Source organism: Arthrobacter sp. SAFR-044, assembly GCF_051965175.1.
Classification (GTDB): Bacteria; Actinomycetota; Actinomycetes; order Actinomycetales; family Micrococcaceae; genus Arthrobacter.
On the sequence record NZ_JBQCMK010000002.1, the window covers coordinates 1 to 14,263 of the forward strand.

Below are 14,263 nucleotides of genomic sequence, written 5' to 3' on the forward strand. Positions count from 1 at the left end.
GACGAACAGGTCATCATCGTCCACCACGGCCCCGCCGGCCCCGTCGAGGTCGCCCGACATCACCGGGCCAGGCCCGGCAGCCCTGCCATCAACGACGAGCACTTCCCCGGAACCAGGACCAGGATCCCGGGCGATTACGCCGTGAAGGCACGCACCGCCGGGGAGGCCGAGTTCCTGGCCATCGGAACCGGGGCCAGAACCTGGCTCGTCGAGGCCGCCGCGGCAGGAACGGGCAGGATGAACGTGAAAATGGCTGAGGCCGTGACCCTGGCCAAGATCGCCGGCACCGAGGCGGTGGACCGGGCCCTGGGCGACGCCGCGCTGCATGGCCGCTTCGCCCACGGTGACCTACCCTCGATCCTGAACGCGAACATCCGGCGCACCACCACCCACGCCGCGGACGAGACCCGGTCCCTGACCCAGGGCACCAGCGCCTGGGCCGGCCTGGGCACTAAACCCGCCGTTGTGAAGGAGCAGAACCGATGAGCCCCGTCACCACCACCGCCCCGCCGCTGCCGGCAGAACTCGAAGCGCTCATGCGGCAGCTGAAAATGCCCCACGCCCGGGCGCTGGCTCCGGAACTAATCGCGACGGCGCGAGCCCAACGCTGGGAACCGACCGAGATCATCAAGGCCCTCTTCACCGAAGAAACCGCCGGCCGGGCCCGGTCCATGCTCGCCACCCGCCGCAAGGCAGCAGGCTTCCCGACAGGGAAAACCTTCGACGCCTGGGACCCCGGCGTCTCCTCCATTCCGGCGCCGACCCAGCAGGCCCTGCGCACCCTGGAATGGATCGGACGACGGGAAAATCTCGTTGTCTGCGGACCCTCCGGCACCGGGAAAACCTTCTTCCTCAAAGCGCTCGGTCAGCAAGCCGTCGAAGCCGGCATGCGCGTGGCCTGGTTCCGGCTCGAGGACCTCGGCGCCCTGATCAGAGCCCACCGCACCGACGACAGCGTCACCAAGGCCGTCGCCCGGATACTGCGCGCCGAACTCGTCGTGATCGATGACATCGGTTTGCTCCCGGTGGCCACCGACGCCGCCGAAGGCCTCTACCGGGTCGTGGACGCAGCCTACGAAAAACGCTCCGTCGCGATCTCCTCGAACCTCCACCCGGCAGGCTTCGACGAACTCATGCCCAAAACCCTAGCCACGGCAACAGTGGACCGGCTCCTGCACCACGCCCACGTCTGCCAAACCACCGGCGACTCCATCCGCCTCACCCAAGCCCTCGCCGGGAAAGGAGTCACCCAACTGAACTAACAACCCCCAAGATGGCCAACACCCGCCGAAACCCTCAGTGGGCAGATCTGTTGGCCATCACCGGGCAGTTTTACTGGCCACCAGCGGGCACATTAACTGACCGTCAGTGGGCAGAAACTAATGGCCATTGACAGTCCTGGAAGTAGCGCACGGACCGGAACCGGTGTTCGTCGATGCCGAGCATCCGCGGGTGAGTTTGTCCAGGTCGGCCAGCCGCAGCAGGCACGCTTCGGGGACGGCGGCCCGGACCATCCACCAGGACACGGCGTAGCCGGCGGCGGTCTCCGACACGGCCCGGCCGGAGCGGATCACGGCGTCCACGAGCTGGTCCCGCAGCCGGCTGGTGGAGGGGGCCCGGCGCGGGACCTGCGGCGTGGATTCAAAGAACGATAACCGGCTCTTCGCGGTTCGCGGGGATTCCCCACCAACCGCCAAGAGCCCCCTCACCAGGCTTCCTGCCCCCATTCAAACGCAGCTTCCGCGGGCAAGGCGCGCCAATACCGAACACCACCTGCCCACGGCAAGGGCATGCCCGACATTTTGCTCCTCAGCAGGCCGTCAACTTATAGAGTCGATTGGAACCCACTTGCGCCACTAGCTGAAAGCCGGGTGCTTGCTCCAGGTGCGCGAGCCCTGGATAGGCTTGATTATTTGGGTTTCCTGGGAGGTAGATAAGTTCATCGGAATTAATGGCGTAGTCGACATGCAGACGCTCGGCTGCCGCGCAAACCGCGGGGTTTACGGAGGCATCGCGGAATGACTTTGCGATTAGCTCTTTATCGTCATTCATTGCGGCCAGCACGTGCGGATACAGCACATGCCGTCCGGAGACGAAGTATGCCCATGCGCTACCGTCCCACGGATTTCCGGCTATAACGGAATCGGCTGGCACCAGTTCAGGGAGCTCGCTGTAGAGCTTAAATTCGTCTAGAGACATTATTGGAGATCCCGGACGAAGGCTGTAGTTGGTCTTTGCTGAGATCGCCGCATCCCGTATTGGGCCAGTCTGTGAGACATAAAGTGTAGGAACGGCGACGAGCAAAGCAGCCGATAAAGTCCAGACGGTCGACCTTCGTAGGTTGAATTTAGCGAAAGCCCTATCAAGGCGCCGCGCGACCACTATGAAGCCAAGAAGCGACAGCGGCATGACCACCATCACCAGGCCGGCGGCAATCCTCTTGTAATCGTCGAACCATCCGCCGGTCAGGAAGGCGCGAAGCATCGACGGCGCCCAACCGGTGACGGCGACGAACAGCAAAGTCCAACCGGCAAAGGCGACGAGCAGCCAACGATGACTTCGATGTTTTATGGCAGCTACAAGTCCCATAACCAGGAGGACGCCGGAGGCCCAAGAGGCTCCTTTGGCCGAATGGGCTGCAAGGAAAGCCTCACCCACTGCCTGGGCAGTGCTTTGGTAGGGTTGCCACGTTATTTGGTAAGAGGTAATCGGAAAGGGGCGCAGGACCAGCCAAAGGGCCGCCAGAACTAATGACAGCAACAGTGTCAGAGCAATTTTGAGGCCAGGTCGCTGAATCGACCTCTCGCGTACCGCGCGTATGACTGACGGCCTCAGTATGCGGCCCAAAAGGAAAGGCACTAGAGTCGCGATTAAGCAGATGATGGTGTTGGGATGGGCCAGACTGGCTCCTGCTAATCCTACGAGCGCTACCCATGCGAACATGACGCTATGCGGCTTCACAGGAAGACCATTCCGCACGATGGTTAGTACTAAGGCCGTTGCCGCTGGTAAAACGGCCATCCCTAGGTAGTTGGGGTATAAAACGCCCCAATCAATCAACAAATATGGAAAAGCGGAAAAGGCAGAGACGAGGACGCTAAAACCAATATTCATGATGGTTGAGCCGCCAAAGAGGGTTCGGCATAGGTACCACATCGAAAGGGGCCACACAACCGCCCCTATTACCAAGTTCAAACTTGCCACGGAGGCCGAGATCGAAAACCCGGATACGACGGCTATGAGGGCCGCCAACCCGTGCCAAGCACCTGGGTAGAAGGATGGTGCACTGCCCCCTGCAGCTCCGAGGCTCAGTGACGAAGCATTCCCTGTGTCAATAATGTAGCGAACAGCGTTCAGGTGAAATACATTATCGGCGGTTTGCGATACGAAATCCGGGCTCCCAAAAATCCGCAGCAGACGATAAAGGATCACTGATCCGCCGACGGCCAGTCCAATCACGGCTGCAGGCGTTACCCCAAATCCAGTCGAGATCGCCGAGATCTTGCAGTCAAATCGCCGAGCCAACATCATTCGTAAAATAAGCGTGGCCAAGGCCGTCAGCGCGGTCCCCAGTACGGCCGCCAATATTCCCCATCGGATGCCTAGGAAGGGGGCGACAAGCGCAGACACGCTGAGCACGCCGATTCCAATCAAAGGTGCCAAAGCAGCAGCACCTAGCCCTCTGAAACCTCCAATAATCGCTACCACAAGGCCCGGCACCAAAAGAATAAGAATCGCCGCTAAAAACGGCACCACCGCAGCATTCCAGACTGCCAAAATCACACCTGCTTACTGCTAATCGGGAGGAGCGTGGGTTTATCCAGCCCTCAACAAGTTAACTGCTTCCCTTATGGCGCCGTCGAACGCGACCCTTCCGTGCTCTAGCAAAATGCCTCGTTCACAAATTCGAGATACTAGCTCTAAATCGTGGCTAACTACAACCAGGGTTTTTCCCTCGCGGGCAAGCTCTTGAATCCTATCAATGCATTTCCGCTGAAATGGCTCGTCACCGACAGCGAGGATCTCATCAATCAGGAAGACTTCAGGGTCTGTATGCACGGCAACCGAAAAGGCCAGCCGAAGGTACATTCCGGAGGAGTAGAACTTCACCTCTGTGTCTATGAACTGCCCGATTTCGGAGAACTCGACGATGTCATCAAACCGGTCTTTAATCTGTTGCTCGGTCATGCCCAAAATGGCTCCGTTGAGGAACACGTTGTCCCGTCCGGACAGATCGGGGTGGAAGCCAGCTCCAACTTCTATCAGACCTGCAACTCTTCCCCTCGTCTTCACCGTCCCCGTGTCAGGGAGCATGACCCCCGAAATGTGCTTGAGCAGCGTGGACTTGCCTGAACCGTTGAGGCCCAAAAGCGCCACGGTTTCTCCGGCCTGAACATCCAAGGACACGTTCTTCAGAGCGTGGAACTTTTCAGACAAGTCACCCTTGCGTCCTTTGAGCAGCCAAACGACAGCTTCTTTGATGGAACGGGTATGGCGTAGGACGAACTGCTTGCTGATTTCAGAAACTTCTATTGCCTTTGGCACTTACAACTCCTGCGCAAAACGGCCCTCAAGGCGCCGAAAGGTGTATTGGCCCAACATGAGGATGGCCAGGGCAACGCCGAGCCCGACGGGAAGCCAGAGGCCAAAGAGGTTCGGCGGCATTGCAACCGATCCATCGGTTGTTGGGAACCAAAACGCGTAGTGGAACAATTCCACTCCGATAGTGATGGGGTTTGCCTGATAGATGGCAAACCAGCCCGAACCGAGCTTCTCCTGGACCATCGACCAGGCGTACATCACGGGAGACGCCCACGTGGCCACCATCAGTAACATGTCCACGAGGTTCTCTGAATCGCGGAAGTAGACGTTGGCCGCGCCAAACAGGAGGCCAAGTCCAGTGGCAAGCAGTGCCACGATTGCAAAGCCGGCCACCGCTGCGAGGAGCTGGAGAAGGTTGGGGTGCCAGCCGGCGAAGACACACCCCACGACAAGCACAACCAACTGGGGGAAGAAGTGGACCGCCGAAACCCATACGGAAGCTACGGGGAAGAGCTCACGGGGAAGATAGATTTTCTTGATGAGGTTCCCGTTATTCACGATGGATCTTGCGGCGTTGCCCAAAGCTTCCGAAAAGAAGTTGATCAGCACTATGCCGGAGAAAAGGTATACGGCATAGTTTGCCAACCCCTCCGGGTTCCGTGCACTTCGCTCAAGACCGAGAAAAACTCCCAAAGCCACGTAAAAGACGATGAACTGCACGCCCGGTTTCACGTACGACCAAAGCAGACCAAGCACGGAGCCGCGGTAGCGGACCTTGAGTTCTTTCCGAACCAGCAGTTTGAGCAGGAAGCCCGACTGCCTGATGTCCCGCAGGCCCCCTCCGAGTCCAGGGGTGGTCAACTCGCCGGATGCGATTGCGCTCACTTGATCTCGTTCTGGGTGTGTTGCTCGAAGGTCTTCCTCCAGGACTCCATAGAGGTGAGTTCCGAGACGGCCGCTTTGTATTTTTTGCTAAGTGCGGGCCACTCCTTGAGCAGGGCAGAGTGAAGCCGTGTGCTCTCGGCCAGCATCTTCCTCAGCCGCTTGGGATCGCGGCGGTACCACGATGCCCCTGTGCCTTCGGCATTGGACACAACAGCGCTGTCAAACTGCGCCATGCGCCACCAGCGGTTGTCCTGATGCGCAATGGTCGTCTGCGGCCGCTCTGCGCTGGTGCCCTTGACCGGGCTTGCCAGCTGCCGGACAACTGTCTTGGCCGCCCACGGAAGAAGAGTCAGCTTTCCAGGCTGCGACGGACCGTGTCCACGCCGGGGCGGCTTGTCCATCTTTGGAGCCGGGAAGTCCTCGGGATCAGGACGGAACACAGCGTCCGAGTGCGCGGACATCATCTCGCGGATCTCGGGCAGCTTCGCTGACAGCAGCCCAGGAAGGGCGTCCGGACCCCTCAGCACATCCTCCAAAGCCCACTGCCGGCCCTGCGCCGTGGCGTACTGCATCGAAACCAGGTGTTTGACGTCGGCGTATTGCGACTCTTTGATGACTCGGCCGCCGAACTCGTAAGGGCTGTGAAGTAGCGCGGCCACTACCCTGTTCCGGGCATGGAAGTAAGCCTGCCAACCGACAAGGTCGTCCTTGTCAATCCAGGAAACATGCCAGACAGCTGAGCCGGGCAAGGATACTGTGGGATAGCCTGCCGCCTTGGCCCGCAACCCGTACTCGGAATCATCCCACTTAATGAAGAGAGGGAGTGACAGTCCGATTTCACGGATTACCTGAGTGGGGATAAGGCACATCCACCAACCGTTGTAATCGACGTCACAACGCCTATGCAGCCACGGGGTCTGCCGCAGGTTTGATGACAGGAAGTCATGGCCCAGGATCATGTCTTCGCTGGGCAGGGACGGCTGGAACCTGTACGGGTTCACGACTTCACCGAAGGTGTGCAGGACAGTACGGTTGTAAAGGTCGAACATGTGACCGCCCACGAGCGTGGGCGTCTTGCACCGGTCCGCGAAAGTCAGCAGGCGGATAATGCTCTCCGGTTCGACCACCACGTCATCGTCCATGAGCAAGGCGTAATCGCTGCCGTTCTCAACAGCTTCGAACATGCCGCGGGCAAAGCCGCCGGACCCGCCGAGGTTGGACTGGTTGATGATGCGCAGCTTGCCGTTCAGAGATCCCTTAACCTCATCGAACCCATCAGCGTCGGCAAGTTTCTGCGTCCCTTGGTCGACAATCAGGATCTCCTGCACATGAGCGAGAGCTTCTGCGCTTTCCGCCAGGAGCCGCAGGTTGTTCAGGCAGAAGTCCGTCTTGTTCAGAGTGGTGATTTGGAGCGTAACGGACCCCGGCGTTGTTTTGACCGCAGCGCCCTGCCACTCGGCGTCGAGCATGATCAGCGGCTCCGTGCCGGCGAGCAAATCAAACCAATACCATCCGCCATCGCCAAAGGGCGCGAGCGAAAGTTCAAATGTGCTCTCTGTTGTGCCCTCAACCCGTCGGGTGTCCACACGCTGCAGGGACCCGCGCGCGTTCGACTTATATACGATGACCGAGCCGGCGCCCTGGGTCCGCACCTGCAACCGGACTTTGTTCACGGTGGTCCACCGTCGCCAGTAGCTGGCCGGGAAGGCATTGAAGTATGTACCAAAGGACACCCGTTCACCAGAGCGGACCGAAGTTGAATGCCGGGAAAGAAAATCCTCCACGTGGGCTTCTTTGGTGGGGCTGCTGATAGTTCGGCCCTTACCGGCTTTCCCGTCCCCATCCCCTGCAGTTGGCAGTTGGATACCCGTCGCCGTCCCCATGTCCATGTACAGCGGCACGGTGTCCATCTGGCTGGCGCTGGGGAGGATCACGCGCTGCAGGGTGTCCCAGCTACCCGAAGAGCTTTCATTCACCACGGCCGCAACCTTCTTCTGGTTTTTAGTCGAAACGCTCATGCGTCCACGCCTCCGCTTTCAAGCTGTACGCCGCTTTCGAAGTGCGGCCGGATCTTGTTGTCGAACATGCTCAGCGCGGACCCGATGGCCATGTGCATGTCCAGGTACTTGTAGGTGCCCAGCCGGCCGCCGAAGAGAACGTCCTTTTCCGCCGCCGCCAAGTCGCGGTACTTGAGCAGTCGCTCCCTGTCAGCAGAGGTGTTGACCGGGTAGTAGGGCTCATCGCCCTTTTCCGCGAAACGCGAGAACTCGCGCATGATGACCGTCTTTTCGGTCTGGTAGTCACGCTCAGGGTGGAAGTGGCGAGGCTCGATAATGCGGGTGTAGGTGACGTCGTCGTCGTTGTAGTTCACTACTGACGTGCCCTGGAAGTCGCCCACCTCAAGGACTTCTTGCTCGAAGTCGATGGTGCGCCAGGAGAGGTCACCTTCGGCATAGTCGAAATACCGGTCAACCGGCCCGGTGTAGACAACGGGAATGTTGCCCACCACTTTGTCCTTGCTGTACTCATGGGACTCATCGAAGAAGTCGGTGTTCAGCCGCACCTCGATGTTGGGGTGCGCTGCCATCTGCTCAATCCAGGCAGTGTAGCCGTTGGTGGGCAGGCCCTCGTACTTGTCGTTGAAGTACCGGTTGTCGTAGTTGTAGCGCACGGGCAGCCTGGAGATGATACCTGCCGGCAGGTCCTTGGGGTCCGTCTGCCACTGTTTGCCGGTGTAGTGCTTGATGAAGGCCTCGTAGAGTGGGCGGCCGATCAGCTGGATGCCCTTGTCGTTCAGGTTCTGGGGGTCGGTTCCCGCCAGCTCACCGGCCTGTTCCTGGATGAGGTCCCTGGCCTGGCCCGGTGTGAGGTTGGCCCGGAAGAACTGGTTGATGGTGGCCAGGTTGATGGGCAGTGAGTAGACCTCGCCCTTGTGGACGCCATAGACCTTGTGCACGTAGTCCGTGAAGGTGGTGAACCTGTTGACGTACTCCCACACCCGCTCATTGGAGGTATGGAAAAGGTGGGCGCCGTACCGGTGGATCTCAATCCCGGTCTGTTCTTCCTTTTCACTGTACGCGTTGCCGCCGATGTGGTGGCGGCGGTCGATGACGACGACCTTCAGGCCGAGCTCGGTGGCGGCCTGTTCTGCGATTGTCAGGCCAAAAAAGCCGGACCCTACGATGACGAGGTCAGCGGTCACAAAATCTCCTGGTTCGAATGCGGGCAGCGCAAAGATGCGCATTGTCTGCTGCTCCAGCCTACCCGAGGGACCGCAGGGCCCGTCGAATCATCCTGCACGCTGTGAGGCGGCACACAGGCCGCCGTCAGGAGGGGCGCAGCACTCCGCCGCCCTCGAGGTAGGCCTCCCCCGTTTCCGGGCAGATCCACTGCCTGCCCTCCTGCTTGAGAGGCCTGCCCGCCTTCCCGACCCATCCGATTCGTCGGGCTGGCACCCCCGCCATGAGGGCATAGTCCGGCACATCCTTGCTGACGACGGCGCCTGCCGCCACCATCGCCCACGCCCCGATAGTCACGGGTGCTATGCAGACGGCCCGGGCGCCGATGGCGGCTCCCTGCCGGATGGTGACGCCCACTTTGTTCCAGTCCTCCTCCGTCTTCAGGCTGCCCTCGGGTGTTACGGCACGGGGAAAAACATCGTTGGTCAATACCACCGCCGGGCCGATGAAGACTCCCGCCTCCAAGACTGCGGGCTCGTACACCAGTGCATAGTTCTGGACCTTACAGTTCTCCCCCAGCACGACGCCCGGCCCGATGTACGCGCCGCGGCCTATTACGCAGTTCTCCCCCAGGCGCGCCCCCTCCCTGATCTGGGCGAGATGCCATACCTTGCTGCCAAACCCGATATGAGCGGCGGCATCGACGTCCGCGCTGTCAGCGATCATGTTCAAAGGGGATTCCTCCGCTGCTGTCGGACCACCTGACCAGGCCCAGGATGTAGTGATCGTAACCGGGCTGCCCCGTTCCCTGCAGCCCGGGAAACCACACCTTTATCCACATAGCTCGTGAAGAGCCTGCCCGAGGCTGCCTGCCGTGCCTAGCGTGTGAAGACATGCACGAAGGATCATCACCCATGACACTCAACTGCACGCTGGTTGGCGGCCCGGGATCTTCAGGAGACCGGCTGCCCGTGGAACTGTCCATCGACGCCCCGGCCACTACTGCAGGCGCCGAAATCCACGAGCAGTTGGTGCGGAAGTTCTCTGCGGGCGTCATCACCGTAGCTGGGGAAGACCTCCGTTCCCTGAACCTCGGAGTACCGCCGCTTGTCGAGGGAGCGATCCTTGTCGACGGCGGCACCACCCCTTCGGGTCGACGTCCGCGCCTCCGGCCCGCACAGGAAGCTGCAGCTCCCCTGGCTCTCGCGATCGACAGCGGGGCAGCAGCGGGAACAGTGGTCCCGTTACGGCGCGGCAACTACAGCATCGGCAGAAGCGGCACCCGGATCGTCATCCCGGACCCGGAGCTGTCGCGTGAACACGCACGGGTGGTGGTCACGGACACCGACATCCTGTTGATTGACCTGGACAGTGCCAACGGCACCTATGTCGACGGCGAAAGGATCCGCGCAAAGGTCATCTCCACAGCTTCCAGCATCAGATGCGGGCAATCGAACCTGTCGCTGGTTTTTGCAGACCCACCCGGCCGGGCACTTGCAGACGCAGGACAGTCCGTATCGGAGCCCATCGTCGTGGCCGCCCGCGTTGACGCCGGGAACCGGGCAGTACTGGTTCTGACCGCGGTTCTTCCGCTGGCACTCGGGGTGCTGTTGGCCGTTCTCACGGGGATGTGGATGTTCCTTGCCTTTTCCGCAGCTTCCGCATTCTCTATCCTGGTTCCGGTTGCCAGCGGACGGCGGCAGCGACGTGAATTGTCAGGCGCCCTGGAGGCCGCGGTTGCGGAAGACAGGGAACGGCGACGCCAGAGTGCCCCGCCCCTGTCCCTCGTAGCATTGGCAGCACCACGAGCCAAGGAAACGTCCGCTCCTGGCCCCGCCGGAGGCGTCTGGTTGCGGCTGGGCCAGGCTGACCAGGCTGCCAATGTCAGGATTGAACCGGCCGGCGCCGGTCCAGCGGTTCCACCGGCAGGACGGGTGCCCGTCGTCCTCGACCCGGACCGCAGGCTCACCACCGTTGGCGGTCCGCGGTCCGCCACTGAGGGTGCCATCCGCTCGCTTCTTATGCAGCTGGCTGCGTATCCAAGCGCAGGCACGACGCACGTCCTCCTTCATGGAAACCCGGCAAGCGTGCCCCTCGCCGCCCGGTATCTGCCCAGGGTGACACTCACTGCAACACCGCAGGCCGCCCTCAGTGTTGTGAACAGCAATCATCCCCACGGCTGCGAGCGCGCAGTCTTGTTGCTGCGGGGGGAAAGCTCTGCGAGTGCCGCTGACGCCTTCATACGGGACGCTGCGATCCAACGGGGATGGCAAGTGCTCCACTTCACGGCTGACGACGGGAAATGTCGCACGCCCGACGTCTTTCTTTCCGAACGCGGGTCGGTCCTGTTTCAGGATCCCTGCGAAACCGTCTTTGTTCCTGACCTCGTGCCGGAGGACGTCTTCACTGGTTTCTGCCGGCGCATGGCGGGCGCGCGGCGTCAGGACAAGGAACAGTCGGGATCCGTTCCTGCTGCGTGCAACCTTGACGACGTCCTGCCGTTAAGTCCTGCGGCGACCGCCCACCGCTGGGGTTCCAGCGGGCAAAAGGACGGGCTGGCCGTGCCCCTGGGCCTCAGCAGTGCCGGAACCAAGACCATCGATCTGCAGCACGACGGGCCGCACCTGCTGGTAGCGGGCACGACCGGCTCGGGGAAATCGGAACTGCTCCGGAGCCTCACGGTCGCACTCGCCCTGAGCTATCCTCCGGACCGGGTCAACTTCTTCTTCATCGATTTCAAGGGCGGTTCAGGGCTTGGCCCCCTGAGTGATCTCGTTCACTGCGTGGGACTGCAGACCGACCTTTCCAGCTCCGAAATGGAACGGACGCTGAGCTCACTTCGTGCCGAACTGCAACTCAGGGAGAGGTGCCTTGCCGCGGCCCGCGTACCGGACATTTCCGCATATCGCTCCAGTAAGGACGCGGAGGACTTTGTCCTCCCCCACCTTGTCATCGTCATCGATGAGTTCAGGATGCTGGTTGACGACGCCCCGGAAGTGCTGCGTGAGTTGCTGCGGATAGCGTCTATAGGGCGTTCCCTGGGAATCCACCTGATCATGGCAACGCAGAGGCCGCAGGGAGCGCTTACAGCCGACATCCGCGCAAACGTTACATCCAGCATCGCCCTTCGCGTGCAGTCCGACATGGAGTCAGTCGACATCGTCAATTGCAGGAGCGCTGCGGCCATCAGCGTTGACGCTCCAGGCCGGGCATTCCTGGCACGTGGGACCGAGGCCGCCGAAGAGTTCCAAGGCGCCTCCCTCGCGTCAGTGGCAGCAGGCGGACACTCCGAAGCCGTGACCGTCCACAGGACGACGGATTTCCTCGCCGGCCAGGTAGCAGGACCGGGCAAGGGCCCGGATCCAGTGCCAACCCCTGCGCAGGCGGTGGAGCCGCTCGCGGCCATGGTGCGGAGGCTCTGCACCCAGCAGGAGAGGGAGGTCCCGAGGAGGCCTGTCGCCCCTCCCCTGCCGGAGGATCTGGAAGAACCCGCCCCCGGGGGCCCATCCCCAGGTTCCGCGGTTCCAGGTTCCTCCCTCCTGGAACCCATGAACCTGACGGGCGAGGTTTGCCTCGGCCTCATGGATGTGCCCGAAAAGCAACGGGTGGACGCCCTGATGTGGAGCCCTGTCCGCCACGGCCACGCAGCGTTTATCGGCAGTCCTGCATCCGGGTCCGGGGCGGCCCTTGAACTGGCCGTCCACAAGCTGATGACCGGTCCCGGGGAGACCCACTTCTATGTACTCGACGCCGCGGGAAGTTTTCTCCCGCTGGTCACCGCGGGCCGGATGGCCGCGCATGCCGGGCTTGACGACCTGCGGCGTGGAGTGCGGATCCTGGAGCGGCTGGTCCGGGAGCTTGGCCAGCGGCGGGGCCATCCAGCCTCCTACACGGTGCCTCTTGTCCTCGTCGTCTCCGGCTGGGGTTCCTGGATTTCGGCTTTCCGTTCGGGACCGCTGGCCTGGGCAGAGGACCTGGTGCATGACCTCGTCCGCGACGGCGCCAAGGCGGGAATCACGCTGCTGCTTTCCGGGGAGCGCGAGCTTGTCACTGCCAGGTTCTTCGGCGCCGTTCCCAACCGTTTCTACTTTCCGGCCGGATCCACGGAGGAAGGCCGCGCCATGTGGCCGCGGATGCATCCCATGCCTGCCGTCGAAGGGAGGGCTGCCGCCTTTGGCCCTGTCTCCAACGGCGGCCCGGCCGCTTGCCAGTTCTACCGCGGCCCAGTCCCGAAATCCTCTGGCAAAGGCGGTGAAGGGTATCCGCCCGCCAACGTGCCACCATTCCGGGTGGCACCCCTCCCTGTGCACATCACGGTCAGGGAAGTTGCGGCAATGACAGCACCGGCTCAGGCTCCATCAGTCCAACCCCGCCCAAGCAAGGAACCACCAGCGAACGAACCTGGGACCGGGCGGCCAGCAACCCCCGCAAGGCAAGGCGAAGTCTGCCTGGGAGTAGCCGGTGACGAGCTCACCGCAGCGTCCCTCCATATTCCCGTCAGCGGGGTGGTTGCAGTTCTCGGCAACCCGGGAAGCGGCAAAAGCAATACGCTGCGCGCCTTGGAGGCACTCAACCCCGGGCAACAGTGGTGCCGGTGTCAAGGGCCGCTCCGGGCCGCGGATGATTTTTGGGCGGACATGCTGGTGCAGGCCGAGAGTGGCTCCTTGCCGCGGGAGACAATGCTGCTGGTTGACGACGCCGACCACCTCGCCCCATCGGCGTTGAGGGGCCTGGGCCAACTTAATGCCCTGGGTTATTCCCTGGTAGTAACCGCGGGTTACAGTCCGGCGCTTCTCCAGCGTGCTCCGCTGTTCATGAATGCCAGGGCATCCGGCGCCGGGATTCTGCTCGGCCCGCGTTCAATGGCTGACGGCGATCTTTTCGGGGTGCGGTTCGAGACCGAGTCCAATCCCCCGCCGGGACGCGGTGCCCTCATCTCCGGCGGCGGTTCCGTACCCCTCCAGGTGGCGTGGGCTGGAGCAGAAGGATGACAGGAGTGCGCCTCAACGGAATGCACATGGCGGGCAGTTATACGGGAAGAGCAAGGTCAGAGGGCCGGAGGCGCACTCCCCGTGCGGGAGGCGTGGCTGACAACCTTGGTGGTAAACAGGAGAACGATGGCGGTGGCCGCGGGGACCAGCATCACCAGCCCGGCCACGACCAGGCCGCTGGTTAGGGTGGGCACACCGATGGTGAGGACGAATAACTGGGCCACCAGCGCGGCCGCCCTGGTCCAGCGGTAGCCCCGGTAGAGGAAGAATGCCACTGCGTACAGCCAGGCGGAAAAAGCCAAGAGGAGACCCAAGGTGAAGACAGCACCCCAGAAGGACAATACGGGACTGCCGCTGAACAGTTCGTAGGCATACCACCCGGCCGCCCCCAGGAGGGCGGTAGCCTCGGCAGCCGCAACAATCGCCACCGTCCTGGCCGCCCACGGCACGGGGACCCTCCGCCCGTTAGCCACGTGCCCGGGTCCGCTGCCGGAATCATCGGAAGAGGACGGGGTACCTGCTGGGTTTACCGGGGGTCTTGACACACTGGCACCCTACCGGACATAGTCGGACACTGGTGAGGGCCAGAGCCGCCACTGTGATGCATCGCTCAGGTTTCAGGGGATATCAGCCGTTATTACCCCTTGTTTACACAGCGTTAACATG

The 14,263-nt window shown here is 62.0% G+C and carries 10 protein-coding genes and 1 pseudogene; 3 read left to right on the forward strand and 8 right to left on the reverse strand.

The genetic code is table 11. The annotated features are described in order from the left end of the window. Positions 1–486: pseudogene (locus ACTHQS_RS02765) on the forward strand (IS21 family transposase); the annotation flags it as partial. Next, entirely contained in the window at positions 483–1,262 is a 780-nt protein-coding gene (gene istB / locus ACTHQS_RS02770) for an IS21-like element helper ATPase IstB (RefSeq protein WP_440165869.1), read from the forward strand. The pseudogene ACTHQS_RS02765 and the gene istB, both read left to right, overlap by 4 nt. 117 nt (positions 1,263–1,379) lie before the next feature. Here the strand turns inward: istB and ACTHQS_RS02775 are convergent, their stop codons facing one another. From ACTHQS_RS02775 to ACTHQS_RS02805, 7 genes are all read right to left on the reverse strand, one after another. Then, the gene (locus ACTHQS_RS02775) at positions 1,380–1,709 is read right to left on the reverse strand and encodes a hypothetical protein (RefSeq protein ID WP_440165871.1); all 330 of its coding nucleotides are present in this window, start codon (positions 1,707–1,709) and stop codon (positions 1,380–1,382) included. Between the two features lie 100 nt (positions 1,710–1,809). After that, a complete protein-coding gene (locus ACTHQS_RS02780) occupies positions 1,810–3,783 on the reverse strand; it encodes a DUF6541 family protein (RefSeq protein ID WP_440165873.1) in 1,974 nt (657 codons plus the stop codon). Positions 3,784–3,816: 33 nt separating this feature from the next. After that, positions 3,817–4,545 (reverse strand): ABC transporter ATP-binding protein, encoded by a 729-nt coding sequence (locus tag ACTHQS_RS02785; RefSeq protein ID WP_440165875.1) that lies wholly within the window; start codon positions 4,543–4,545, stop codon positions 3,817–3,819. Beyond that, positions 4,546–5,427, reverse strand: coding sequence for an ABC transporter permease (locus ACTHQS_RS02790; protein ID WP_440165877.1), 882 nt, complete (start codon positions 5,425–5,427; stop codon positions 4,546–4,548). Continuing rightward, positions 5,424–7,445, reverse strand: a complete 2,022-nt coding sequence (locus tag ACTHQS_RS02795; RefSeq protein WP_440165879.1) for a glycosyltransferase — start codon at positions 7,443–7,445, stop codon at positions 5,424–5,426. Before ACTHQS_RS02795 ends, ACTHQS_RS02790 begins: the two co-directional genes overlap by 4 nt. After that, complete coding sequence (glf, locus tag ACTHQS_RS02800) at positions 7,442–8,629, reverse strand: UDP-galactopyranose mutase (protein WP_440165881.1); 1,188 nt, start codon at positions 8,627–8,629, stop codon at positions 7,442–7,444. Before glf ends, ACTHQS_RS02795 begins: the two co-directional genes overlap by 4 nt. Before the next feature lie 124 nt (positions 8,630–8,753). Next, entirely contained in the window at positions 8,754–9,332 is a 579-nt protein-coding gene (locus tag ACTHQS_RS02805; protein ID WP_440165883.1) for an acyltransferase, read from the reverse strand. A gap of 188 nt (positions 9,333–9,520) precedes the next feature. On the opposite strand from ACTHQS_RS02805, the gene ACTHQS_RS02810 reads away from it, so the two are divergent. Continuing rightward, positions 9,521–13,597: an FtsK/SpoIIIE domain-containing protein gene (locus ACTHQS_RS02810; RefSeq protein ID WP_440165885.1), complete on the forward strand. Its 4,077-nt coding sequence runs from the start codon at positions 9,521–9,523 to the stop codon at positions 13,595–13,597. Positions 13,598–13,653: 56 nt separating this feature from the next. Here the strand turns inward: ACTHQS_RS02810 and ACTHQS_RS02815 are convergent, their stop codons facing one another. Continuing rightward, on the reverse strand, positions 13,654–14,142 hold the full coding sequence (locus ACTHQS_RS02815; protein ID WP_440165887.1) for a hypothetical protein: 489 nt from the start codon (positions 14,140–14,142) through the stop codon (positions 13,654–13,656). Positions 14,143–14,263: the final 121 nt, after the last annotated feature.

Bases quoted from the DNA above. Each gene is read 5' to 3' on its own strand.
- istB (WP_440165869.1), top strand. From the start codon at position 483: ATGAGCCCCGTCACCACCACCGCCCCGCCGCTGCCGGCAGAACTCGAA.
- ACTHQS_RS02795 (WP_440165879.1), bottom strand. From the start codon at position 7,445: ATGAGCGTTTCGACTAAAAACCAGAAGAAGGTTGCGGCCGTGGTGAAT.
- ACTHQS_RS02805 (WP_440165883.1), bottom strand. From the start codon at position 9,332: ATGATCGCTGACAGCGCGGACGTCGATGCCGCCGCTCATATCGGGTTT.
- ACTHQS_RS02810 (WP_440165885.1), top strand. From the start codon at position 9,521: ATGACACTCAACTGCACGCTGGTTGGCGGCCCGGGATCTTCAGGAGAC.